The organism is Streptomyces sp. SAT1, assembly GCF_001654495.1.
In the GTDB taxonomy this organism is placed as follows: Bacteria; Actinomycetota; Actinomycetes; order Streptomycetales; family Streptomycetaceae; genus Streptomyces; species Streptomyces andamanensis.
On the sequence record NZ_CP015849.1, the window covers coordinates 7,131,513 to 7,153,531 of the forward strand.

Annotated in this window: 19 protein-coding genes and 1 pseudogene; 9 read left to right on the forward strand and 11 right to left on the reverse strand. The window is 74.0% G+C overall.

Going from position 1 to position 22,019, the window contains the following annotated elements; all coding sequences use genetic code 11:
- Positions 1-2: 2 nt before the first annotated feature.
- Complete coding sequence (locus tag A8713_RS30380) at positions 3-1,586, forward strand: long-chain-fatty-acid--CoA ligase (protein ID WP_064537820.1); 1,584 nt, start codon at positions 3-5, stop codon at positions 1,584-1,586.
- A gap of 94 nt (positions 1,587-1,680) precedes the next feature.
- Here the strand turns inward: A8713_RS30380 and A8713_RS30385 are convergent, their stop codons facing one another.
- The 3 genes from A8713_RS30385 to A8713_RS30395 all read right to left on the reverse strand — a co-directional run bounded on the left by A8713_RS30385 (position 1,681) and on the right by A8713_RS30395 (position 4,400).
- The gene (locus tag A8713_RS30385; protein ID WP_107440738.1) at positions 1,681-2,652 is read right to left on the reverse strand and encodes a trypsin-like serine peptidase; all 972 of its coding nucleotides are present in this window, start codon (positions 2,650-2,652) and stop codon (positions 1,681-1,683) included.
- Positions 2,653-2,785: 133 nt separating this feature from the next.
- Positions 2,786-3,550 carry a glucose 1-dehydrogenase gene (locus tag A8713_RS30390; RefSeq protein WP_064536925.1) on the reverse strand — a complete coding sequence of 255 codons (765 nt, stop codon included), beginning with the start codon at positions 3,548-3,550 and terminating at the stop codon, positions 2,786-2,788.
- A 64-nt stretch (positions 3,551-3,614) separates the two neighbouring features.
- Positions 3,615-4,400, reverse strand: a complete 786-nt coding sequence (locus tag A8713_RS30395; RefSeq protein ID WP_064536926.1) for an SDR family NAD(P)-dependent oxidoreductase — start codon at positions 4,398-4,400, stop codon at positions 3,615-3,617.
- Between the two features lie 160 nt (positions 4,401-4,560).
- On the opposite strand from A8713_RS30395, the gene A8713_RS30400 reads away from it, so the two are divergent.
- The 3 genes from A8713_RS30400 (at position 4,561) to A8713_RS30410 (ending at position 7,615) form a co-directional block, all read left to right on the forward strand.
- On the forward strand, positions 4,561-5,202 hold the full coding sequence (locus tag A8713_RS30400) for a TetR/AcrR family transcriptional regulator (protein WP_064536927.1): 642 nt from the start codon (positions 4,561-4,563) through the stop codon (positions 5,200-5,202).
- A gap of 835 nt (positions 5,203-6,037) precedes the next feature.
- Positions 6,038-6,610, forward strand: coding sequence for a TetR/AcrR family transcriptional regulator (locus A8713_RS30405; protein ID WP_064536928.1), 573 nt, complete (start codon positions 6,038-6,040; stop codon positions 6,608-6,610).
- A 36-nt stretch (positions 6,611-6,646) separates the two neighbouring features.
- Positions 6,647-7,615, forward strand: a complete 969-nt coding sequence (locus A8713_RS30410; RefSeq protein ID WP_064536929.1) for an alpha/beta hydrolase — start codon at positions 6,647-6,649, stop codon at positions 7,613-7,615.
- Positions 7,616-8,126: 511 nt separating this feature from the next.
- Here A8713_RS30410 and A8713_RS30415 read toward each other — a convergent pair.
- The 4 genes from A8713_RS30415 to A8713_RS30425 all read right to left on the reverse strand — a co-directional run bounded on the left by A8713_RS30415 (position 8,127) and on the right by A8713_RS30425 (position 11,716).
- Complete coding sequence (locus A8713_RS30415) at positions 8,127-9,464, reverse strand: dicarboxylate/amino acid:cation symporter (protein ID WP_064536930.1); 1,338 nt, start codon at positions 9,462-9,464, stop codon at positions 8,127-8,129.
- Between the two features lie 109 nt (positions 9,465-9,573).
- Positions 9,574-9,702 carry a hypothetical protein gene (locus tag A8713_RS34680; RefSeq protein ID WP_257784422.1) on the reverse strand — a complete coding sequence of 43 codons (129 nt, stop codon included), beginning with the start codon at positions 9,700-9,702 and terminating at the stop codon, positions 9,574-9,576.
- 50 nt (positions 9,703-9,752) lie between these two features.
- Complete coding sequence (locus A8713_RS30420; protein WP_064536931.1) at positions 9,753-10,691, reverse strand: serine hydrolase; 939 nt, start codon at positions 10,689-10,691, stop codon at positions 9,753-9,755.
- Positions 10,688-11,716 carry a LysR family transcriptional regulator gene (locus A8713_RS30425; protein WP_064536932.1) on the reverse strand — a complete coding sequence of 343 codons (1,029 nt, stop codon included), beginning with the start codon at positions 11,714-11,716 and terminating at the stop codon, positions 10,688-10,690. The genes A8713_RS30420 and A8713_RS30425 overlap by 4 nt, the downstream gene beginning before the upstream one ends.
- A gap of 140 nt (positions 11,717-11,856) precedes the next feature.
- Between A8713_RS30425 and bla the strand changes: the two genes are divergently transcribed.
- Positions 11,857-12,792 (forward strand): class A beta-lactamase, encoded by a 936-nt coding sequence (bla, locus tag A8713_RS30430; RefSeq protein WP_064536933.1) that lies wholly within the window; start codon positions 11,857-11,859, stop codon positions 12,790-12,792.
- Between the two features lie 180 nt (positions 12,793-12,972).
- Positions 12,973-13,712 (forward strand): annotated as a pseudogene (locus A8713_RS30435) (GNAT family N-acetyltransferase).
- 42 nt (positions 13,713-13,754) lie between these two features.
- Here A8713_RS30435 and A8713_RS30440 read toward each other — a convergent pair.
- A complete protein-coding gene (locus A8713_RS30440) occupies positions 13,755-14,645 on the reverse strand; it encodes an alpha/beta fold hydrolase (protein WP_064536934.1) in 891 nt (296 codons plus the stop codon).
- A 104-nt stretch (positions 14,646-14,749) separates the two neighbouring features.
- On the opposite strand from A8713_RS30440, the gene A8713_RS30445 reads away from it, so the two are divergent.
- Positions 14,750-15,166 (forward strand): winged helix-turn-helix transcriptional regulator, encoded by a 417-nt coding sequence (locus A8713_RS30445; protein ID WP_064536935.1) that lies wholly within the window; start codon positions 14,750-14,752, stop codon positions 15,164-15,166.
- Between the two features lie 7 nt (positions 15,167-15,173).
- Here the strand turns inward: A8713_RS30445 and A8713_RS30450 are convergent, their stop codons facing one another.
- On the reverse strand, positions 15,174-16,652 hold the full coding sequence (locus A8713_RS30450) for a glutamate-cysteine ligase family protein (protein WP_064536936.1): 1,479 nt from the start codon (positions 16,650-16,652) through the stop codon (positions 15,174-15,176).
- A gap of 469 nt (positions 16,653-17,121) precedes the next feature.
- Between A8713_RS30450 and A8713_RS30455 the strand changes: the two genes are divergently transcribed.
- Positions 17,122-17,886, forward strand: a complete 765-nt coding sequence (locus tag A8713_RS30455) for an SDR family oxidoreductase (RefSeq protein ID WP_064536937.1) — start codon at positions 17,122-17,124, stop codon at positions 17,884-17,886.
- 218 nt (positions 17,887-18,104) lie between these two features.
- Here A8713_RS30455 and A8713_RS30460 read toward each other — a convergent pair whose 3' ends face one another.
- Together A8713_RS30460 and A8713_RS30465 are read right to left on the reverse strand one after the other, a co-directional pair.
- A complete protein-coding gene (locus A8713_RS30460) occupies positions 18,105-19,676 on the reverse strand; it encodes an amidohydrolase (protein ID WP_064536938.1) in 1,572 nt (523 codons plus the stop codon).
- 76 nt (positions 19,677-19,752) lie between these two features.
- Positions 19,753-21,264 (reverse strand): APC family permease, encoded by a 1,512-nt coding sequence (locus A8713_RS30465; protein ID WP_064536939.1) that lies wholly within the window; start codon positions 21,262-21,264, stop codon positions 19,753-19,755.
- A gap of 149 nt (positions 21,265-21,413) precedes the next feature.
- Here A8713_RS30465 and A8713_RS30470 point away from each other — a divergent pair, with 149 nt between their 5' ends.
- The gene (locus tag A8713_RS30470; protein ID WP_064536940.1) at positions 21,414-22,019 is read left to right on the forward strand and encodes a TetR/AcrR family transcriptional regulator C-terminal domain-containing protein; all 606 of its coding nucleotides are present in this window, start codon (positions 21,414-21,416) and stop codon (positions 22,017-22,019) included.

Sequence of the window (22,019 nt, forward strand, 5' to 3'; positions counted from 1 at the left end):
CGATGACGGGCGGCGCGACCCTCTCGGCGGCCCATGTCCTCGGAGAATCGGCCCGGCAGTGGCCCGGTGCCGTCGCACTGGTCGCCGACGGCACCCGCCTCACCTACGGCGCGCTGTGGCAGGACGCCCTGCGCCATGCCGCTGCGCTGCGCGGGCAGGGCATCGGACCGGGCGACCGCCTGGCGCTGCTGCTGTCCAACACGGCCCGCTTCCCGAAGGCGTACTACGGGGCGCTCGCCCTCGGTGCCACCGTCGTACCGGTCAACGCCCTGCTGAGGACGGCGGAGATCACCTACATCCTGCGGCACTCGGGCGCGCGGGCGCTGTTGTGCGAGGGCTCCCTGCTGCCGGAGGGGGAACCGGCGGCGCGGACGGCGGGTGTACCGCTGCTCACCGTGGCGGCCCCCGGCCGGTCCCCGTCCCTCGACGAACTCGCCGCGCGCTGCCCGCCGTTGGACACCGCCGTGCCGCGCGCCCCGGACGACATCGCCGTCGTGCTCTACACCTCGGGCACCACGGGCCGCCCCAAGGGCGTCATGATCAGTCATCTCAACCTGGTGATGAACATCGACACGACGATGCTCGCGCCGTTCGCGATGCGCCCCGACGACGTGGTGCTGGGGTGCCTGCCGCTCTTCCACACCTTCGGGCAGGTCTGCGTCATGGGCACGGGCCTGCGCGCCGGGGCGCGGCTCGTGCTGATGCCCCGCTTCGACGCGCACGCGGCGCTCGACCTGATGACCGCCGAGCGCTGCACCGTCCTCATGGGGGTGCCGACGATGTACGTGGCGCTGCTCCAGGCGGTGCGCGACGGCGGCCGGCGCCCCGCCCTGGACCGGGCCTACTGCGGCGGATCGGCGCTGCCCGCCAGGGTCCTGGAGGATTTCGAGGCCGTCTTCGGCTGCCCGGTCCACGAGGGCTACGGGCTGACCGAGGCGTCCCCGTGCGTCGCCTACAACCTCCCCGGCCGCCCCCGGGTGCCCGGCACCGTGGGTCATCCCATCCGCGGCGTCGAGGTGCGGATCGCCCGGCCGGGCACCGCGGAGCGGATCGAGGCGCTGGCGGCGGGCGAGACCGGCGAGATCGTGGTGCGCGGCCACAACGTCATGGCGGGCTACCTCGACGACCCCGCGGCGACCCGGGCCGCCGTCGTCGACGGCTGGCTGCGCACCGGCGACCTCGGCGTGCTGGACGACGACGGCCGCCTGACCGTCGTCGACCGGACCAAGGACACCATCGTGCGCGGCGGTTACAACGTCTATCCACGGGAGGTGGAGGACCTGCTCGCCGCCCATCCCGCGGTGGCCCAGTCCGCGGTGGTCGGGGTGCCCGACGACCGGCTGGGCCAGGAGGTGTGCGCCGTCGTCGTCCCGCGCCCGGGGACCGCCCCGGACGGCCGGCTGGCCGCGGACATCATCGCCTGGAGCAGACGGCGCATCGCCGCCTACAAGTACCCGCGCCGCGTCGAGTTCGTCACCGCGCTGCCGCTCGGCCCCAGCGGCAAGGTCCTCCGTCGCCGGCTCGCCGAGGAGTTCGCCACCGGGCGCACCGCTGGCGGGGAACCGGTGCCGTCGCGCGAGGCGTGAGCACGGCACCCGCGCCCTGACCACGGGAGCGGACGCGCGGCGGGGCGCCGACCCGCCGCACGCGTGTGCTCGCCGGTGCCCGCCCGCGCTCCGCTCAGGACGCCGGGCCCGCGGGCACGGCGCCGGTCGTCGCGTCGCGGTAGAGCGACCGGGTGGCCGAGCCGAAGACAGCGCTGTAGGAGACCTGCGAGGTGTTCCCGCCGGTGTGGTAGCCGCCGATCACCCCGACCACCGCCCAGCCGCCGAACCACGGCACCAGCATCGGCCCGCCGCTGGTGCCGCCCACGAACGCGTCGCACGGGATGCGCGGGAAGGTCCCGGGCTCGGCCGGATCGTCGCTCACCCAGGCCGTCGTACGGCTCCAGCACTCCAGCGGCCGCTCGGCCCCCGCCGGGTACCCGATCATCCGCACCGGGGCGTGCTCGTACCCGGTGCCGGTGAGCAGCCGCACCGCTCCCACCGCGTCCTCCAGCGAGGTCCCGTCCTCGTCGGGTCCGGTGACGGCGAAGGCGAAGTCGTACTCGGCCCCGGCCCGCGCGCCGAGGTCGTAGTACTGCCGGGGGACGTAGACACCGTTGTCGCGGACCGGGAAGACGCCGAAGGGCTTCAGCCCGTCGTGGAACTGCGGGACGAAGGCCAGATGCCGCTTCGGCGAGGCGCCCGAGTAGCCCTTCAGGCAGTGCCCGGCGCTGAGCACGAGCGAGCGGCCGGGGCTGTGCACCACGGAGCCGCTGCACGTGCGGCCGGTGCCGGTGGCGTCGGTCCAGAAGAACGTGCCCGCCTGCGGGATGCCGGTGAAGCTCCGGCTGGACGGGATGTGCTCGCCGGGCCGCGGTCCGTCCACCGCGGTGGGGGCGGCCCGTCCGGAACCGGCGCCCTGCGCGGCGGAGGCGGACAGGGCCGCCGCCGTCCTGGCCGGCGTCCAGTAGGCGTCGAGCCGGGCCGCGGCCGAGGCCGGGCCCGCCGTCTCCGGGGCGGCGGAGGCCGCCGGGGAGAGTCCGGCACAGAGCAGCAGGGCCGACGCCCAGGCGGCGGTGAGTCGGGCGATCCTTGTACGGCGCACCATCAGTTCCCCTCGGAGCGGACACAAGTGACGGTTCACCATACGGTGGCGACGCGTCCCCGGGACCGCCCTCGCACCGGGTGTCGGCACGTGTGGCAAGTCCGCCGCCCGAGCGGCCCGCGGGCAGCCGCCCGGCTCACTCGCCCATGACGTACCGCACGGTCGGACCGGTGGTCCAGCCGCCGTCCACGGCCAGTTCGGCGCCCGTCACGTACGACGCCGCGTCGGACAGCAGGTAGACGACGGCGCTCGCGATCTCGTGCGGCTCACCGACCCGGCCCATCGGCGTGTTGGGGTACCGGCCCTCGCCCCGCTCGATGCCGACCGAGGCGGTCATCGGGGTGTACGTCATGCCCGGGTGCACCGAGTTGACCCGGATCCGGGCGGTGCCCAGCTCCACCGCGCCGATCTTCGTCAGCCCGCGCACACCCCACTTGGAGGCGCCGTAGCCGGCCGTCAGCGCGAGTCCCATCAGACCCGCCGCCGAGGAGATGTTGACGATCGAGCCGCCCCCGGCCTCCTTCATGGCGGGGATCACGGTCCGCATGCCGATGAAGACACCCGTGAGGTTGATGTCGAGCACCTTGCGGAAGTGCTCGACCGACTCGGACTCCAGCAGCGCGCCGGTCGAGATGCCCGCGTTGTTGACGAGCCCGTGCAGCGCGCCGAACTCCGCCACGGCGAAGCCGGCGACGTCCTGCCACTCCCGCTCCGAGGTGACGTCGTGCCGCCGGAAACGGGCGGCGGGACCGAGCCCGGCGGCGGTGGCCTCGCCCTCCTCCTCCAGGACGTCCGTGATCACCACGTTGGCTCCGGCGGCGACGGCCTGCCGCGCCGCCTCGGCCCCGAGGCCGCGCGCTCCGCCGGTGACGAGGACGGTCCTGCCGGTGAGGTCGTTCATGATGTGCTCCTTGGAAGTCGGGGGCCGCGGGCGCGGACGCCCGTCCGGGCCCGCGGACGGCCGGTCAGAAGTGGGTGCCGCCGTCGACGCGTACCTCGGTGCCGGTGATGAACCGGCCGTCCTCGCTCGCGAGCATCGCGACCACGGACGCCACCGTCTCGGGGCCGGCGAAGCCCCGGCCGAGCGCCGGGGAGAGCTTCAGGAACAGGCTCATGTCGGCGTCCTCGGGCAGCCCGGGGCCCGCGCTCTGCCCGCTGGCGCCGCTGCCGTCGGTCATGCCGGAGGAGATGGAGCCCGGCTGCACGGCGGTGAAGCGGATGCCGCGCCCCGCGTACTCGGCGGCCAGCGCGTGTGTCATGGACTGGACACCGCCCTTGCTCGCCGCGTACGCCGCCATGTACGGGTGCGCGAACACCGCCGACGTCGAGCTGAAGTTGACGACCGCGGCGTCCCGGCCCGCCAGCAGCGCGGGCACGCACTCGCGGATCACCAGGAAGGTGCCGACGAGGTTGACCCGCAGGACCCGGGTGAAGGCGTCCAGCGTCGTCCGGTCGGTGTGCGAGGAGCGCAGGATCCCGGCCGCGTTGACCAGGACGTCCAGACCGCCGAGCGCGGCGACGGCCGAGGCGGCTCCCTCGCGTACGGACGTCTCGTCGGCCACGTCCATGACGAGCGTGGTCAGCCGGTCCGCGTGGGCGCCGGCCTTCGCGACGGTGTCCTTCAGGCCCTGCTCGCTGACGTCGGCGGCCACGACGGTGCCGCCCTCCGCGAGCAGGCGCAGCACGGTGGCCTGCCCGATGCCCGAACCACCGCCGGTGATCAGCGCGCGGCGGCCTTCATAGCGGTTCATGTGTGTCTCCAGCCCGGCCCCGGAACGGCTCACGGGGCCCTACGGCACCGGCCCTCTTGCCGCCGGTGCTCTCTATGCCGTCACGGTACGCCTAGATGACACGGTTTGCCACATCGTCCAGATGTGCCGGACGACACGTGCGAGGCGTAGGATTCCGCGGGTGAGCACCAAGCCGTCCGCCACCCTGACCGAGCGCCGCAAGGCCGCCACACAGCTCGACATCGCCCACGCGGCGGCCGAGCTCTTCGCCACCCGGGGCCCCGACGGCACGACGGCCGAGGAGATCGCCCGGCGGGCGGGCGTCGCGCTGCGCACCTTCTACCGGTACTTCCGCTCCAAGCAGGACGCGGTGAGCCCGCTGCTCGCCGACGGCGCCGACCGCTGGCGGGCGCTGCTGGCCGCCGCCGAGCCGGGGACCCCGCTGCGGGAGGCGCTGGAGAGCGCGGCCGGGCAGGCCCTCGCCACCCCCGACGAGGAAGCCGTGCGGGCCCTGCTGCGCACCCGCGGGCTGCTGCGCGCCGCGGCGGACGACCCCGCGCTGCGCGCCGTCTGGTACCGGGTGAACCAGGAGTCCGAGGAACGCCTCGTCCCGGTCCTCGCCCGGCTCGCCGGCCCGGACGCCGACCCGCTCGACGTACGCCTCGCGGCGGCCGCCGCCACCGACGCCATCCGGATCGCCCTGGAGACCTGGTCCGCCACCGACGCCGGCACCGAGGGCCCCGCCTCCCCGACCGCCCTCGCGATCCGCTGCCTGCGCGCGCTGACGGGGGGCGCGGCGGCCCCCGGGGAGCGGCGCACCTAAGGGGCGTGTATCGGAAGTGGCTCGATACACGTTGTGTTGCTACTTCGGGATCGGCGTGTGCTCGATCTCGTGCGGGCCAGTCATCTCGTAGGGGTCGGGGCCGGTGGGCGCGGTCGTGGCGAGAGGCCACCCGGAGGCGTCGCGGGCGACGGCGATGACGAGGGGACGGCCGTCGGCGTCGGGTTCGCGTGCCGGTCCGGGGAGGCGGCGGGAGAGCCGGGTGGGGGAGCGGCGGACGACCTCCGTGCGCAGGAGGGGTACGGCGAGGTGGGTTGTGGTCCGGAGGAGGCGGCTGGTTCGGGCGGACCGAGGTGTTCGGATCCGCCGACGGCCAGCGCCGTACGGGTGACGTCGGCGTGGTGGAAGGAGAGCAGGCGGGCGCCGGTAGGCGAAGGCGTCCTCGACGGCGGCGCCGACGAGGGAGGCGCGGGTTCCGCCGGTGGTGAGGGTGAGCGGGCCGCGGCGGTGACGGCGGGAAGGCCGAGCTGTGCAAACGGGCCACGGTTGAGACGACGACGTCGGTGCGGTCGAAGAGGCGGGTGAGGCCGTCCGTGGAGGGGACCTCGGCTTCGATGACCGGCGGATCGGCGCGCAGGCGCTCGGCCATCGCGAGCACTTTCGCCCGGTCGCGGCCGATCAGGGTCGGCGCCTCGCCCCGGACCAGCAGTTCGCGCAGCGCACGCTGCCCGGCGCAGCCGGTCGCTCCGAGCAGAACGATCCTGCGCCTGTCCTTCACGGTGTGTCTTCCGGCGAGGTGAGGGCTGGGGCGGGGGGCGCACCCTGGGGAACCCTCCCTGGCTTTACACTCTTCTACCTCAGTGTTAATTTTGTAGCCATGCCCAAGGTTCCCTCCTCCCAGCTCGTCCTTGACGCCGCCTACCGCTGCTTCTGCCGCAACGGCTACCGCCGCACCACGGTCTCCGACATCGTCGAAGAGGCGCAGATGTCACGGCCGACGGTCTACAAGTACGTCGGGAGCAAGGAAGAGGCGATAGTCAAGGCCGTCCAGTCCCTGCTGGAGAAGGCGGGCGCAGCTTCACGGGCGGCGGCGGAGGCCGCGGACACGCCTGAGGAGATGGTCCTCGCCGTGCTCACGGTGAAGCTGGAGGTTGCCATCAGGCTCTGGCAGGACAGCCCCGCCCACGCCCACGAGCTGCTCCTCGCGGCCACCGCCCAGGCACCTGACCTGATCACCACCTACACCGACGGCCTGGCCGAGCTGCTCACCTCGGCCCTGGCACAGGCCGTCCCGGACACCGCACGGCAGGCAGCCGCCGTCCTGCTCACCTTCACCCGCGGCCTGGAGGACGACCTGCGCGACCCCGACGCCGTACGCGACGAACTCGTCACCGGCGTGCAGATGATCACCCGCGGGGCGCTCGCCCGCTCCGCTTCCACCCCCGCCTGACCCGCCCGGGTCGGACCCTGCCGAAAGACGCCCCCCATGAGCAGCGCCCCCGCCCCCACGTACTACCGCGACCAGCAGGCATGGCGCGACCTCCAGCGGTTCCTGCCCGAGCGGCTGCGCCTGACCGACGCGACCGCGCCCGAGGAGGAGTTCTGGGAATGGCGCGGACACCGCGTGCACCTCGACCGCTACCGCGACCCCCACGCGAGGGCCAAGGTCGTCCTCCACCACGGAGTCGGCACCAACGGCCGCCAGATGTCCCTCATCCTCGGTGCCCCGCTCGCCGAGCGGGGGTTCGAGACCGTCGCCTTGGACAACCTCGGCTACGGCCTCACCCAGGTGAGGCCCGGGTCGACCCCCTCCTACGACGACTGGGTCGACCTCGTCGTCGACTTCCTCGCCTTCGAGCAGTCCCGCGACGACCGCCCCATGGTCCTGTACGGGCTGAGTGCCGGCGGCATGCTCACCTACCACGTCGCGGCCAAGGCGCCCCGCGGCACCCTGCGCGGCATCGTCGGCATGACCTTCCTCGACCAGCGCGACCAGCGGGTCCGCGACGAGACCGCCCACGACAAGCTCACCGCCCGTGCCGGCCTCCCCCTCATGGGCGTACTCGCCAAGACCCCGGCCGCCTCCGCCAAGTACCCGATGAGCCTCGCGTCCAAGATGTCCGCGCTCGCCAACGACCCGGACGCCCTGAAGGTCCTGATGAAGGACCGCACCTCGGCCGCCAACTGGGTCAGCGTCCGCTTCCTCGACACCTACGGGAACTACACCCCCGCCGTCGAACCACGGGACTTCGACGCCTGCCCCGTGCTCCTCACCCAGCCCGCCGAGGACCGCTGGACCCCTCACCACCTCAGCGTGCCCGTCCTCTCCCGCATCACCAAGGTCCCCGTCGACACCGTCATGCTCGAAGGCGCCGGCCACTACCCCCTCGAAGACCCCGGCCTCCAGCAGATGGAAGACGCCATCGCGGATTTCGTCACCAGGAACACCGCCTGACCCACCGCCCCTCGCATGGGCCCACAAACCGTCGGCGGCTGAACTTCCCCGTAACCGTCCGGCCGCCGGCACCCATCCGCATCAACCAGCGGGCCTGCCATCGCCTTCGCCGGGCAGCGGCGCCGGTCGAGCCCGAATTCCGGCCCTCGATGTGCAAGGTCGAGCCACTCGTCGACGGCTGCGATCGACCCGGTCGCTTCATGGCGGACCGCCAGCTTGCCGCACCGGGTGGCGACAGCACGGCGGCGCTTGAGACGGTCGATCCCGCACTTGCCCTCTTCGGCAACGACGGCTCCAGCACCGCACGCCCACTGCTCGTCCGTGAGATCTCCCCGCCCTGTGAGCCACGATCGTTCCCGCCTCACGATCCACTTTCGATACACGCCCTGCAGCACTGCCGCGGAGGCGCGGCGCACCGTGCGGGAAAAACGTTCCGCCCCGCCGGGTCGGACCCGGCGGGGCGGAACGTGGAGGTGTGTCCCGGACCGGAGCCGGGCGGGGGAGGTGCGGGTCAGCCCGCCGCGGGGGCCACCTGCCGGGGGTCGTCGTAGACGCTCTCCACCTCGTCGACCGGAGAGGCCGAGGCGTTGTCGTACTTCGTGTGGTCGAGGATCTTCTCGCGGGCGGAGACGAGGACCGGGACGAGGGCCTGGCCCGCGACGTTGGTCGCGGTGCGCATCATGTCCAGGATCGGGTCGATCGCCAGCAGCAGGCCCACGCCCTCCATCGGCAGTCCGAGGGTGGACAGGGTGAGCGTCAGCATGACCGTCGCTCCGGTCAGACCGGCGGTGGCCGCCGAGCCGATCACCGAGACGAAGGCGATGAGCAGGTACTCCTTGATGCCGATGTCGATGTGGAAGATCTGCGCCACGAAGATCGCGGAGATGGCCGGGTAGATCGCCGCGCAGCCGTCCATCTTGGTCGTCGCGCCGAACGGCACGGCGAAGGAGGCGTAGTCCTTCGGGACGCCGAGGCGGATCGCCGACTGCTGGGTGACCGGCATGGTGCCGACCGAGGAGCGGGAGACGAACGCGAGCTGGATGGCCGGCCAGGCGCCCTTGAAGAACTGCAGCGGGTTCAGCTTGGCGACGGTGGCGAGCAGCAGCGGGTACACGCCGAACAGCACCAGGGCGCAGCCGACGTAGATGTCCACGGTGAAGGTCGCATAGTTGCCCAGCAGGTCCCAGCCGTACTGGACGATCGCGCGGCCGATCAGGCCGGCGGAGCCGATCGGGGCGAGCAGGATCACCCACCACAGGGCCTTCTGGAGCAGTTCGAGGATCGACTCGGACAGGGTGAGGATCGGCTGCGCCTTGGAACCGATCTTGAGGATCGCGATACCGGCGACCACGGCCATGAAGACGATCTGGAGGACGTTCAGCTCGGTGAAGGGCGTGACGACGTCCGTGGGGATGATCCCGGTCAGGAAGTCGAGCCAGCTGCCGGAGTGCTCCGGCTTGGCGCCGTCGGCCGCGGTCAGGTCCGAGCCGGAGCCCGGGTTGGAGACCAGGCCGATGACCAGCCCGATCACCACCGCGATCAGCGAGGTGAGCATGAACCAGAGCAGGGTGCGGCCGGCCAGGCGCGCCGCGTTGTTGACCTTCCGCAGATTGGTGATGGACACCATGATCGCGAAGAAGACCAGCGGTGCCACGGCCAGTTTCAGCAGCTGGATGAAGATGCCGCCCACCTTGTCGAGCGTGGTGGCGAGCCAGGACACGTCGTAGGTGCGGGCGACGAAGCCGAGGACCAGACCGACGACGAGGCCGATCAGGACCTGGGCCCAGAAGGGGACGGGTATCCGGAACCCTGACTTCGAGGGCTGCGGATCAGCGGTGTTCGCGGACACGGACACACTCCAGTAGGAACGCGCGGGGGCGGGACGAGCGGGACGTACATACAGGAAGCAGCGACCGTGGGAGGGTGTCAACGGCGCCGCTGCATCGGGGAGTTCGCGCTCAGGCGCGACAAGCCGCGGACAGGCAGCGGCAGAGATCGACGTGCAGGCGCGCCACGAGCGGTACGCCCGTGACGGCGCGGCGAACGCCGTGGTCGGCGTCGGCGCGGTGCGCGGCTGCTGTCTTCATGGCAGAAACGTTAACACTTGTACTTTGAGAACCTCAAAGCGAATCTTTGGTCAGCGCCGCAGCGCCTCGAACGCGTCGCGCGCCGCGGCCCCGATGGCGAGGTCGATGTCCGGGGCCAGCGCGGCCCGCCGGTCGGAGCGGGTGAGGGCGGCGACGGCCACCCGGTGCCCGGAGTCGGCCTCCACCACCCCGATCTCGTGCCGCAGATGCAGGAACGTGCCGGTCTTGCCGCTCACCCGCAGCGCGTCGGAGCGCAACTCGCTCGCGAGCCGCTGGGTGAAGAGCTGCGCCCCCATCAGCCGGCGCAGCTCCGCCGTCGCCGGGGGCCGGGAAATCCCGTCCCGCCACACGCGGTCCAGCAGATCGACGAGGGCCGTGGCGGTGCCGGCGTTGGCGTGCGCCGGGTCCAGCGTCCGCAGGGTGTACCGGCCCGAGCGGTCGTCGCGGACGGCCAGCTCCAGGGCGAGGGAGAAGTCGTTGCCCGCGGCTCCGGCGGCGCACTCGTACATCAGGTTCATCCGGTGCCGCACCCGCAGCTCGCCGCAGTCCCAGGCGCGCAGCCGGGCGTCGACGTCCGCCACCGGGACCAGATCGAGGAGCGCGTCCGCACCGGCGTTGTCGCTGACCGACATCATCAGGTGCAGCAGGTCGCCGACGGCCACGGTGGCGGGGTGCCGGAACGCCGCCAGCCCCGTGGGACCCACACTGCTGGTGGCCGGGTCGACCGTCACCGGGAGCGCGGCGTCGAACTCGCCGGCCGCGATCCGGTCCAGCACCACCAGGGCGAGCGGGACCTTGACGACCGAGGCCAGCGGCACGGGCACCTCGGCGTCGAAACCGAGCTGCGCGCCGGTGTCGATGTCCCGGGCGAGGAAGGAGCCGCGCACGCCGAGCGCCGCCCAGTCGGCCGCGACGGCCTCCGCGACATCGAGCAGCGCGCCCTCGCCGACGAGCTGCGCGGGGCGGTGGTACGGGGGACCCGCGCTCATCCGTGTGCCGCCAGCCGCGCCACCGCGTCGGCGTCCCCGTCCTCGTCCCCGCCGCCCGGCCGGGCCGCCGCCGCACCGGCCCCGGACGCCAGCACGGTCACCAGCCAGTGGGGCACCCGGGCGGCGGCCGGCTGCCGCTCGCTCGCGCGCGGGGCGTACCCCCGGTGCAGCGAGGTGTCGTGCAGCGGCGCCCAGGCGACGCCGTGCAGCCGGGCGAACGGTTCGGTGCACAGCAGCCGCACCCGCCCGGCCAGGGTCTCCGCGAGCGCGGTCGCCACCGGACCGGCCGGGCGCAGCAGGCCCTCGGGCAGCCCGGCGCGCGCCATGGCGCGGCCGAGCCGGTCCGCGGCGAACGGCACCTGGTCCTCCGCGAGCAGGAGCAGCGCGAGCGGCGCCCGCCCCCGCGCCGCGCCGCGGCCCCGCCGGGGCCGCAGATCCTCCAGATGGACGGCGCCCGCCGCCCGGGGCGGGGGCGGCCCACCGAGCCCACCGAGCCCGCCGCCGTCCCGCGCTCCGGATCCGTCCGGTGCGTCCGGCGCGGGCGCGCTGGCCAGGCCCAGCGGCACCCGCAGCGGCGCGTTCTCCGGGGGCACCCGCACCAGCGCGTACGCCAGCGATCCGTCGGCCAGGCCCGACTCGCGCCGCTCCGGCGGCAGTTCCCGCACACCGAGCGCCACGCCGTGCTCGGCGCCCGCGCGGATCACGCGCGCCAGGGCGGCGGGCCCGCAGTCCACCGGCATCCCGACGGTGCGCACCGCCGAGCGCCGGGCCGACCGCGCGGCCCGCCGCAGCCGATCGGTCCGCTCCAGCACGTCCTGGGCGTACGGCAGCAGCAGGACACCGAACTCCGTGGTCGCCACCTGCCGGTGCGAACGGTCGAAGAGGAGCCCGCCGAAGTGCTCCTCCAGCGTCTTGATGCGGCGGCTGAGGAGGGGCTGGGCGATCCCGAGGCGGTCGGCGGCCCGGGAGAAGCTCGCCTCGTCGACGGTCGCGACGTACGCCTCCAGGTGCGCGAGCAGATCCATGCCGCTTTCATATCAATAAGTCATGGGACCTTCAATGTTCACTCTTGGACATGAGTGGGCTCCCGCTGCTTCGCTGTCCGCGTCGGCCGCCCGAGGGCCGCCGACGCGGACAGCGAACGGACGACGGGAGATCTCCGCACATGACCAGTGACAGCCCTCTGCGGCGGCGCGGCCTGCTCAAGGCCGGTGCCGTCCTCTCCACCGCCGGGCTCGCCCCCGCCGTGACGGCCGCCCGCGCGACGGCGGCACCCGCTGCCGGATCCGCGGCGGCGTCCGGCCCCCGCCGGGCCACGGACGCGCTGCGCGCGCTGGAGGAGCGCTACTCCGCCCGGCTCGGCGTCCACGCCCGCAACACCCGCACCGGGCAGAGCGTCGCGTACCGGGCGGGGGAGCGGTTCGCCCTGTGCTCGACCTTCAAGGTGTTCGCCGCCGGTGCCGTGCTGCGCGACCACGCGAGCAGTGCGCCGCTGGACAAGGTCGTCCGCTACCCCGACCGGGACATCCTGCTCAACTCACCGGTCACCCAGCAGCACGTCGGCAGCGGCATGACCGTCGGCGAGCTGTGCGCGGCGGCGATCCGCCACAGCGACAACTGCGCCGGGAACCTGCTGCTGCGCGAGCTGGGCGGCCCCGCCGGGCTCACCGCCTTCTTCCGTTCGCTCGGTGACCGGGTGAGCCGGCTCGACCGCTGGGAGCCCGACCTGAACAGCGCGGGCCCCGGCGAGCTGCGCGACAGCACCACCCCGCAGGCGCTCGGCGCGAGCCTGGAGCGGCTTACGGTGGGCGACGAGCTGTCCGGCGCGGCCCGCGAACAGCTCCTGACCTGGCTCAAGGGCAACACCACCAGCGCCAGGCGCTTCCGCGCCGGACTGCCGAAGGACTGGGTCGTCGGCGACAAGACCGGCACCGGGGACTACGCGTCCGCCAACGACATCGGCGTCGCCTGGACCACCCGCGGCACCCCCCTCGTGCTGGTGGTGCTGACGTCGAGGGACGCGCCGGACGCGGCCGTGGACGAGGGGCTGATCGCCGACGCGGCCGCCGTCCTCGCGGACACCCTCGCCCCGGGCGAGTGAGGGGAGCGGGCGCCCTCCCGGGGGCGCCCGCCGCCGGCGCACGGCCCGCTCCCCGCCGACCGGTGCGCGGCCCGCTCCCCGCCGACCGGCGCACGGCCCGGTCCTCGCCGGCCGGCGCACGCGCCCGGGGCGCCGGACACTCGCCCGGACGCCACGCCTTTGCCTGGCTGGAGTCAGAGACTGGATGCGGCACAGATCGACCGGGTGCGGTGCTTCGACCGCACCGTCACCGAGCGTGTGGGCGTGCTCCACGACCACTACCTGGGAGGGGGCCGGCCCGTCGGCGAGGCCCGGCTGCTCTGGGAGATCGGCGAGCACGGCCAGGACGTACGGACGCTGCGCGAGGCGGCCGGATCGCTGCTCGCACCGCTCGACGAGGACCAGCGCGCCCGGCTGGTCGCGGCCACGGCCGAGGTCGAGCGGCCGCTGACCGCGGCCACCGTCACCCTGGACCCGGTCGACCCGGGCCACCCCGACGCCGCCCACTGCCTGCGGGCCTGCTTCGCGGAGCTGCGCGAACGCTTCGACACCGGCTTCGGCCCCGCGCGCAGCCTGCTGCCCGACGCGGGTGAACTCCGGCCGCCGCTGGGCCTGTTCCTGGTCGCCCGGCTGCACGGCGAACCCGTCGGCTGCGCCGGGCTGAAGCTGCCGCCCGGCGCTCCGGCGGAGATCAGACGCATGTGGGTGTCGCCCGGCGTCCGTGGGCTCGGTCTCGGCCGCCGCTTCCTGGCCGAACTGGAGGCACGGGCCGCCCGGCACGGCCGCGACCTGCTCCGCCTGGACACCAACAGGGCGCTGAGCGCCGCGCGTTCGCTCTACCGCCCTACGGCTTCCGGGAGGTGCCCGCCTTCAACGGCGAGCCGTACGCCCACCACTGGTTCGAGAAGACGGTCACCGCGCGGCCCGGCCGCGACGGCTGAGACGGCGGGCCGCCACCGGACGCCGGCCGGGGCGGGCCCCGCTCAGCGGCCGGCGGCGAGGAACGGCAGCAGCAGTTCCAGCAGCGCGTCCGGGCGGTCGAGCGGGACGATGTGTCCGCAGTCCCCGAGGACGTGCCCGGTCAGGCGGTCCGCGTGCGGCCGCAGCTGGCGCTCCAGCGCGCGGCCCACCGGGTGGGCCCCGATCGCCAGCGCGGGAACGGTCAGCCGGGCCCCGGCCACGGCCGCGCGGAGCTGCCGGTCGGACACGGCCGCCGCCCGGTACGGGCCGAACGCGCCGCGCAGCGCCTCCCTGCCGGTGTACGCCGCGACGAACGCGTCCCGGACGTCGGGCCGCACCCCGCGTCCGAGCGTGCCCCGGTCGAGGAACCACTCCACATACGTCCGCTCGTGCCCGGCGAGCACGGACTCCGCCAGTCCCGGCTCGCCGTGGAAGCCGAACCACCACGGCGGCCCCTGGGCGAGGAACTCCTCGGCCCCGGGCAGGCCGCCCAGCAGCGATTCCATCACCACCAGCCGGCGGACGAGTCCCGGCCGCCGCATCGCCAGCAGGAAGGCGGGCGGGGTGCCGGCGTCGATGCCCACCACCGCCGCTGAGGTCACCCCCAGCGCCGTGAGCAGCTGTTCCGCGTCGTCCGCCAGGGTGCCCGCGTCGTAGCCGTCCGCAGGCCGGGCGCTGTCCCCGAAGCCGCGCAGGTCGGGGGCGATCACCCGGTGGCGGCCGGCCAGCGCGCCGATGACGTCGGTCCACAGCCGCCAGGTGTGCGGGAAGCCGTGCAGCAGCAGGACGGCCGGGCCCCGCCCGGCCAGCGCCACGTTCAGCTCGACACCGCCCGCCCTGACCCGGCGCAGCGTGACCTCGGCGGGCCCGGAACGGGTGGACAGCGGGACGGTCGTGGGGGACAGGGCACCCATGGGCGCTCCCTCGGATAGCTGGTAACCAATGGTGACAAGCCAACGCTAGGCAACTAGGCTGAGCGGTCCAAGACGGCACTTTCCCCTCAGGTGGTGAGCTCCAGGTGACCTCCCGGGCCACGGACCCCGCCGCTCCCGGCCCCGCCCGCGGACGCGGCGACGTGTTCGACCCGCACTGCCCGACCCGCGGACTGCTCGACCGGATCGGCACCAAGTGGACGTCGATGGCGGTCAAGGTCCTGGCGGAGCACGCCCCGGGCGAGGTGCGCTTCGGAGAGCTGCGGCGGCGGATGCCGGGCGTCTCGCAGAAGATGCTCTCGGTGACCCTGCGGAGCCTGGTGCGCGACGGCCTGGTGGCGCGCCGCGTCGAGCCCTCGGTGCCGCCCGCCGTGCACTACCGCCTCACGCCTCTGGGGCGGTCGCTGGAAGAGGTGCTCGCGGCCGTACGGACCTGGGCCGAGGAGCACATGGCCGAGGTGGACCGCGCCAACGCGGCGAGCCGGGAGGACGACGGAGGGTAAGACGCCGTCAGTCCACCGGCCAGGTGTGCACCGGCGCGTTGAGGTGCATGTAGTCGGTGTACACCTGCGTCATCCGGCGCAGGGACTCATGGCGTCCGGCGCCGCCGGCCGTGTCGAACCGGTGGAACATCTCCTTCTGCCAGACCGCGCCGTTGCGCCCGGTCACACACCGCTGCTCGATGACGCCGAGCAGCGGCTCCCGCCAGGCCGCGTCCATGCCGGAGCGCTCAAGGCCCTCGTGGGCCAGTGGCAGCAGCCGCCGCAGCACCAGTTCGGCCACCGGCACCTCGCCGGTCCCCGGCCAGTACAGCCGGCTCTCGATGCCGTGCCGCGCCGCCGTGTGGAGGTTGTCCTCGGCCGCCGAGAAGGACATCCGCGACCACACCGGCCGGTCCTCCTCCACCAGGGCCCGGGTGAGCCCGTAGTAGAAGGCCCCGTTGGCGAGGGTGTCGGCGACGGTCGGTCCGGCCGGCAGCACCCGGTTTTCCACCCGCAGGTGCGGCTTGTCCTGGGAGACGGCGTAGACCGGGCGGTTCCAGCGGTAGATGGTGCCGTTGTGCAGGGTCAGTTCGGCGAGCTCGGGGACGTCACCGCGGTCCAGGGTCTCGCCGGGGTCCTGCTCGTCGCAGAGCGGCAGCAGCGCGGGGAAGTAGCGCAGATTCTCCTCGAAGAGGTCGAAGACGCTGTTGATCCACCGCTCCCCGAACCAGACCCGGGGCCGCACCCCCTGCACCTTGATCTCCTGCGGGCGGGTGTCGGTGGCCTGCTCGAACAGCGGGATCCGCGTCTCGTGCCACAGCTCCCGGCCGAACAGGAACGGCGAGTTGGCGGCCAGCGCCACCTGGACTCCGGCGACCGCCTGCGCCGCGTTCCAGTAGCCGGCGAACTCCTCCGGTGACACCTGGAGGTGGAACTGGGTGCTGGTGCAGGCGGCCTCGGGCGTGATCGTGTCCGCGTACGTCCGCAGCCGGTCGACGCCGTCCACCTCGATGTGCAGATCCTCGCCCCGGGCGGCGAAGACCTGGTCGTTGAGCAGCCGGTAGCGCGGGTTCTCCGACAGCGCCTGCTGCCCCACGTCCTCCTGCCGCAGCGTGGGCAGGATCCCGATCATGATCAGACGGGCGCCGACCGACCGCGCGCGCCGGTCCGCGTGGTTCAGCGCGCCGCGGATCTCGGACTCCCAGGCGTCGGGCCCGCCGGCCGTCAGGGTCCGGGGCGGGATGTTGGTCTCCAGGTTGAACCGGCCCAGCTCGGTGGCCCAGGCGGGGTCCGCGATGGCCTCCAGCACGTCGGCGTTGCGCATCGTGGGCTCGGCCCGGTCGTCGACCAGGTTCAGCTCGATCTCCAGCCCCACCTGCGGACGCTCGGACTCGAACCGCGACGCGCGCAGCATCTGCGCGAACGCGTCGAGGCAGTCCTGCATCTTGATCCGGTACCGGCGGCGGTCCTCACGGGTGAAGACCATCGCCGGGACGTCCCGTCCCATCGGCGCTCCCCGGTCGACTCGGCCTCTCCTCGGGCACCCGCTCTCGGGCGCCTGCCCTGAGGCGCCCGCCGTCGGGCACCTGCCCCGGGCGCCTCACCGCCCGGCTCACCCCAGCGTCGCACCACCGGCCGACTCCGACCACGCGGGACCGGCGTACCCCCACGGCACGCGGCGGCGGCCACGGCCGTGCGGCCGTGCGGGGCCGCCCCGGGTCGGCTCCGCGCCGGCCGGCGGCCGCGCCGCACCACCCGGACGGCGGCCGCCGCCCCCGCCGGCCGAGCGGATCCTTCCGGCGCCGGTGGGCTCGTGCGGGATTCCGGCGCCGCCGGCGTTCATCGTGGAGCGCGGCGCGGTACCCGGCGCCCCGGTGTGCCGCGCGCTCCGGGCCGTGGGCCGTGCTGCCCGCACGGCCCGGCGCACGGCCCGGCGCACGGCCCGGCACACGGCTCGTACACGCGAGGAGGACGTCATGGTCGACACCCCGGACAAGACGCTCGACGGCAAGGTCGCCTTCGTCGGCGGCGCGTCGCGCAACCTCGGCGGACTGATCAGCACGACCCTGGGGGCCGAGGGCGCCCGGGTGGCCGTGCACTACAACAGCGACTCGTCCCGGGCCAAGGCCGAGGACGTGGTCGCCCGGATCGAGGCGGGCCCCGGTGAGGCGTTCGCGGTCCAGGCCGACCTGACCCGGGGCGACGAGGTCGAGCGGGTCTTCCAGCAGGTCGTGGACCGGTTCGGCCGGCTGGACTTCAGCATCAACACCGCCGGGACGGTCCTGAAGAAGCCGATGACCGAGATCACGGAGGAGGAGTACGACCGGCTCTTCGCGGTCAACTCCAAGGCCGCGTTCCTCGTGATGCGCGAGGCCGCCCGCCGGATCGAGGACGGCGGCAAGATCATCACCGTCGTCACCTCCCTGCTGGCCGCCTACACCGGCCTCTACGCGGGCTACGCCGGGAGCAAGGCGCCCGTGGAGCACTTCACACGCGCCCTGTCGAAGGAGCTGTTCGGCCGGAACATCTCGGTCAACAACATCGCGCCGGGCCCCATGGACACCTCGTTCTTCTACCCGGCCGAGGACGACGACTCCGTCGCCTACCACAAGTCGTCGGCGATGAACGGCGAGCTCACGAAGATCGAGGACATCGTCCCGTGGGTGCGCCATCTGCTCACCGACGGCTGGTGGGCCAACGGCCAGACGCTCTTCCTCAACGGCGGCTACACCACGCGCTGACGGCGGGCGGCGCGGCGGTGCCCCCGCCCGCGTCGGTGAGCGTGGCCGGCGGCGTCACGGTGCTGCGCGGCGCGGAGCCGTCCGTCTCGAACACGGCCTCCTCGACGACCTGTTCGCCCGGTACGCGTCGTACGAAGCGGCCGTGGTACGTGTCGGTACGCGGGACCGACGACCCCTCGCCCGCTCCGGGGCCGCCGGCCGACGGCCCCGGAGCGGGATCACACCCCCCGGTGCGCGATGTGCCCGCCGGTCACCGTGAGCCGCACGGGTGCCTCGGCGACCTCGTCGGCCGGTGCCTCCACGGGGTCGAGGCCCAGTGCGGTCAGGTCGGCCCGGAACCCCGCGCGGATCTGCCCGGCGAGGTCCTGCTCCCCGGCGGCGACGGCCGCGTGGGTGGTGCAGCCCTCCAGGGCCATGAGACCGGTGAGCCCGGCGCGCGCCGAGGCGGCTCCCCGGGGGGCCCGCGCGGTGGCCAGGACGGCACGGACGTCGTGGTGGGCGACGGGCCAGTCCGAGCCGAGCGCGACGACCGCGCCCGCGTCCCGCAGGTCGCGCAGCCGCCAGGCCCGCAGCGCGCGTGCCTCGCCCAGCCGCAGGGACCACTCGTCGGAGCGGTCGGCGCGGGTGTACGCGGTGTGCGGCGGCTGCATGGAAGCGATCACGCCGAGCCGGGCGAAGCGCGCGAGGGTGCCGTCCGGGACCGACTCTATGTGTTCGACCCGGTGGCGGAGGCGGGCACCCGCGCCCAGCGTCTCCACGGTGTCCAGGACATGCCGCACCGCCGCGTCCCCGATGGTGTGTGTCGCGGTGCGCACCCCGGCCCGGTCCAGGAAGCGCACGGCGTCGCTGTAGGCGGCCGGGTCCGGCCAGAACGCCTCGGTGCCCTGACCGTGGCAGTCGGGGTGCTCCAGCCAGGCCGTGCCGCCCTCGACGGTGCCGTCCATGAAGAACTTCACCCCGGCGATCTCCCAGTGCCGCCCGCCCCGCCCCTGGAGCGCGACCAGTTCCGCCAGCTCCCGCTGCCCGGCGCCCGGCATGCACCACGGCGCGAAGCGCAGCCGCAGCGGCAGCACGGTGTCCTCGGCGACCTCACCGACCAGGTCGGGGTCGCCGAGGTCCATGACATGGGCGCCGGTGAGTCCGGTGGCCGCCATGGCGGACAGCAGTCCGACCAGACGGGCGCGCCGCGCGGCCTTCGACGGCCTGGGCATGACCGCGGTGACCAGGTCCATCGCGGCGTGCTCGACCAGATGCCCGGTCAGGCGTCCGTCGGGGTCCGTCGCGAGGTGGGCGCGCTGGGCGAAGGAGCGCGGGCCGGTGACGCCCGCCGCCTCCAGCGCCGCCCCGCTGGCCAGGGCCGAGTGCGCGTCGTAGAGCCGCAGGAAGGCCGGCGCGCCGTCCAGGACGTCCTCGATCAGGGCGCGGTCCACGGGCCTGCCGCCGAACACGTTGTGGTCCAGGCCGAAGCCGACGACCCAGCCCTGCACGCGCTCCGCGCGGGCGAGCGCCGCCCGCAGTCCGCCGAGGTCGCCGACCGCCGACAGATCGGTGCCGGTGGTCATCTCCAGGCCCATCACGGGGTGGCTGTGGCAGTCCACCAGGCCGGGGACGACATGCGCGCCCGCCAGGTCGACGACCTCGGTGGCGGCGCCCCGCCAGTCGCGTACGTCGGTGTCGTCGCCGACGGCGGCGATCAGGCCGTCGCGGACGGCGACCGCGGTGGCGTACGGACGCCCGGGGTCGAGGGTGCGGACCCGGGCACCCGTGAGGACGAGGTCGGCGGTGGGCATGCGGAGGACTCCTCGGTCGGCGGAACGGTGGTGCGGTGGAACGGAGTTGAGGCAGAGGGCGGCGGAGGGGCCGGGTTCAGGGGGCGGCGTCCGCTTCGGTGCCGTCGTCCGCTTCGGTGCCGTCGGCCGGTTCGGCGGCGAACCGCTCGTAGACGCCGGGCCGGTGGCGGCGCAGCCAGTGGGCGAGCGGGAAGCCGGCGAGGAAGATGAGCGGGACCACCGCCACCAGCGCGGTGTTCACCGCCGCCGACGCCCCGGTGAACAGGTCGAGATGGGTGACGACCAGCACGATCGCGGCGGACAGGAGCACCGCGGCGGTGACGGGTGCGACCACCGTGCGCAGGACGCCCTCCTGGTGGCTGACGCGCCGGAAGTACAGCGGCACGGCCAGCGCAGCGAGCAGTTGCAGCACCAGCAGCCCCAGCATGCCGGGGGTGTTCACCCACAGCAGCAGTTGCTGGTAGGGGTCCGCGCCGGCGGCGGCGAAGGCGAGCACCACGGCCGCGCCCAGCAGCGTCTGGGCGATCCCGGTGACATAGGGGGAGCGGTGGCGCGGGTGGACGCGGGCCAGCGCCCGGGGGAGCACCCCCTCCTCGGCGAGGGCGAGGCCGTAGCGGTTGATCGCGTTGTGGAAGGCGAGCAGCGAGGCCAGGACGCTGGTGACGATGAGGACGTGCATGGTGTCGGCGGCCCAGCCGCCCACGTAGGTGCTGATCGCGGAGAAGAACAGCCCGGCCGGGTCGTCGCCCGCGGCCCGCACCACCTCGGCGTCGCCGAAGGCCTGGATCGCGATCCACACGACGAACGCGTAGAACAGGCCGAGGAAGCCGACGGCGAGATACGTCGCGCGCGGCACCGTGCGCGCCGGGTCGCGGGCCTCGCGGCGGTAGATGACGGTCGACTCGAAACCGGTGAACGCGGCGAACGCGAAGGCCAGCACCGCCGCCATGCCGGGCACCAGCACATGGGCCGGGGCGAAGGAGGACGCCGACAGGCCGTGCGCCCCGCCCTTGAGCAGGACACCGGCGGCGAGCAGCACGAGGATGCCGGTCTCGGCGGCGAGCAGGACGCCGAGGACCTTGGCGCCGAAGTCGATGGAGCGGTAGCCGCCGTAGCCGATGAGCAGCAGCCCGGCCAGCGAGACGGGCAGCCAGGGCACATGGGCGCCGGACAGGGCGTGCACGGTGTCCTGCGTGGCGGTGCCGAGCAGCCCGTAGACGCCGATCTCCATGCCGTTGTAGCCGAGCAGGGCGAGCAGCGCGGCCCCGATGCCGACGCGCCTGCCGAGTCCGCGGGTGATGTACGCGTAGAAGGCGCCGGCGCCCCGGACGTGGCGGCTCATGGCGGTGAAGCCGACGGCGAAGACGGCCAGGGTGAGCCCGGCGAGCAGATAGCCGACCGGGGCGCCGACGCCGCCGAGCAGGATGGCGAGCGGCGCGACCCCGGCCATGACCGTGAGCGGCGCGGCGGCGGAGACCACGAAGAAGGCGATGTCGCTGGTGCCCAGCGTGCCGGGACGCAGGGTGGGCGCGCCGGGCGCGGCGGCGCCCGGATCGCTGTGGCGGGGGCTTGGGGTGGTGACGGGCATGGGCGGTGAGCCCTTCTGGCGGCGGGCGGCGAGGAGGGGAGGGCAGGCGTGCGGGATCTCCGGAGCCGGTAAATCTAAAGGCTTTCGGTTTCCGCAATGTAACCTTCCGTTCGAACGGATGGGAAGACCCCCGAGGGAGGAACCACGACATGGGGCGCCCGCGCACGGCCCTGCTCGACCGGGAACGCATCACCACGACGGCACTCGGACTCCTGGACGCCCAGGGCGAGTTCAGCGTCCCGCAGATCGCGCGGCGGCTGGGGGTGCAGACCGGCTCGGTGTACCACCACGTGGACGGCCGGGACGGCATCGTGGAACTGGTGCGGGAGCGGATCAGCGAGGCCATCGACACCGCGCCGCTGGACGCGCGCCCCTGGGACGTCGCCCTGGCGGGCTGGGCCCGCTCCTACCGCGCCGCCTTCGCCGCGCACCCGCGCGCCATCCCGCTGCTGATGACGTACCCCGTGCGCGCCCCGCGCGTCCTGGAGCAGTACGAACGGGCCGCCGCCCTGCTGATGGAGGAGGGTTTCGCCACGGCCGACGTCATGCGCGTCATCACCGGTCTGGAGAACGTCGTGCTCGGCTCGGCGCTCGACCTCGCCGCTCCGGAGGCCATGTGGGAGATCACCGACGCCTCGGCCACCCCGCGGCTGGCCGAGGCGCTGGACGCGGTCCGCGGCGACCGCGCCGACGAGGCCTTCGAACTCGCCCTGGAGGGCGTGCTCGACGCCGCCCGGCGGCTCCCGGCGCGGTGA

Excerpts from the sequence above, each read along its gene's own strand:
- A8713_RS30380 (WP_064537820.1), top strand. The coding sequence starts at position 3 with ATGACGGGCGGCGCGACCCTCTCGGCGGCCCATGTCCTCGGAGAATCG.
- A8713_RS30385 (WP_107440738.1), bottom strand. The coding sequence starts at position 2,652 with ATGGTGCGCCGTACAAGGATCGCCCGACTCACCGCCGCCTGGGCGTCG.
- A8713_RS30390 (WP_064536925.1), bottom strand. The coding sequence starts at position 3,550 with ATGAACGACCTCACCGGCAGGACCGTCCTCGTCACCGGCGGAGCGCGC.
- A8713_RS30395 (WP_064536926.1), bottom strand. The coding sequence starts at position 4,400 with ATGAACCGCTATGAAGGCCGCCGCGCGCTGATCACCGGCGGTGGTTCG.
- A8713_RS30405 (WP_064536928.1), top strand. The coding sequence starts at position 6,038 with ATGCCCAAGGTTCCCTCCTCCCAGCTCGTCCTTGACGCCGCCTACCGC.
- A8713_RS30410 (WP_064536929.1), top strand. The coding sequence starts at position 6,647 with ATGAGCAGCGCCCCCGCCCCCACGTACTACCGCGACCAGCAGGCATGG.
- A8713_RS34680 (WP_257784422.1), bottom strand. The coding sequence starts at position 9,702 with ATGAAGACAGCAGCCGCGCACCGCGCCGACGCCGACCACGGCGTTCGC.
- A8713_RS30420 (WP_064536931.1), bottom strand. The coding sequence starts at position 10,691 with ATGAGCGCGGGTCCCCCGTACCACCGCCCCGCGCAGCTCGTCGGCGAG.
- A8713_RS30425 (WP_064536932.1), bottom strand. The coding sequence starts at position 11,716 with ATGGATCTGCTCGCGCACCTGGAGGCGTACGTCGCGACCGTCGACGAG.
- bla (WP_064536933.1), top strand. The coding sequence starts at position 11,857 with ATGACCAGTGACAGCCCTCTGCGGCGGCGCGGCCTGCTCAAGGCCGGT.
- A8713_RS30440 (WP_064536934.1), bottom strand. The coding sequence starts at position 14,645 with ATGGGTGCCCTGTCCCCCACGACCGTCCCGCTGTCCACCCGTTCCGGG.
- A8713_RS30450 (WP_064536936.1), bottom strand. The coding sequence starts at position 16,652 with ATGGGACGGGACGTCCCGGCGATGGTCTTCACCCGTGAGGACCGCCGC.
- A8713_RS30455 (WP_064536937.1), top strand. The coding sequence starts at position 17,122 with ATGGTCGACACCCCGGACAAGACGCTCGACGGCAAGGTCGCCTTCGTC.
- A8713_RS30460 (WP_064536938.1), bottom strand. The coding sequence starts at position 19,676 with ATGCCCACCGCCGACCTCGTCCTCACGGGTGCCCGGGTCCGCACCCTC.
- A8713_RS30465 (WP_064536939.1), bottom strand. The coding sequence starts at position 21,264 with ATGCCCGTCACCACCCCAAGCCCCCGCCACAGCGATCCGGGCGCCGCC.
- A8713_RS30470 (WP_064536940.1), top strand. The coding sequence starts at position 21,414 with ATGGGGCGCCCGCGCACGGCCCTGCTCGACCGGGAACGCATCACCACG.